The following is a 634-nucleotide window of genomic DNA, read 5'->3' as shown; positions in this document are numbered from 1 at the left end:
AGGCCAGTTGCGGTGTAGCGGCTGGCAAGGATAAAACCGTTGGCACTTTCGCGCACCGTTTCCCGCCCCAGCGCATCATGCTGGAAGGTCAGTGGCGCATGCTGGTTAAGCTGAAAGTGATTCAGACTCCCCGACAGGTTATAACCGAAGTGCAGGGTATTACCATCCACACTTTCGCTGACAGGACGTCCCGTCAGATTATCCCATTTGCGCGTGATTTCCCGCCCATTGATACGTTCACAGGTCGGCAGGCCAGTGGCCTTGTCATATTCGTATTCCACCACGGCATCGGCATTGGTGGCTTTTACCAATTGATATCGTTTGTTGTATTCGTAGGTGGTGGTGTCTTTAAGCGCTAACTTGCCGTCTTCCGGTTGCCAGCTTTCCTGTTTGATCAGTGAACCGGCAGCAGAGTAATACCAGCGTAACTGTTGTCCGTCGGGATATTGTGCCTGAATACGTCGCCCCAATGTATCGTACTGATAAGTGATGGTACGCCCGGTAAAGTCAGTTTCGCGGATAATCTGCCCGGCGGCATCCCGCTCATAACGGTAGGTTTCACCAGTGGAAGCGGTCACTGAGTTCAGCCGGGTCAGCCGGTCATAGCCAAAGTATAATACCGTGCCATCGGGCC

The 634-nt window shown here is 53.3% G+C and carries 1 pseudogene; it reads right to left on the bottom strand.

Annotated elements, in window-relative coordinates:
• Positions 1 to 634: pseudogene (locus AAC147_RS10240) on the bottom strand (RHS repeat-associated core domain-containing protein); the annotation flags it as partial.

It is taken from the genome of Xenorhabdus sp. NBAII XenSa04 (genome assembly GCF_963866145.1).
In the GTDB taxonomy this organism is placed as follows: Bacteria; Pseudomonadota; Gammaproteobacteria; order Enterobacterales; family Enterobacteriaceae; genus Xenorhabdus; species Xenorhabdus indica.
The sequence above is the reverse complement of the archived record's forward strand: the minus strand, read 5'-3'. Positions and strand labels throughout refer to the sequence as shown.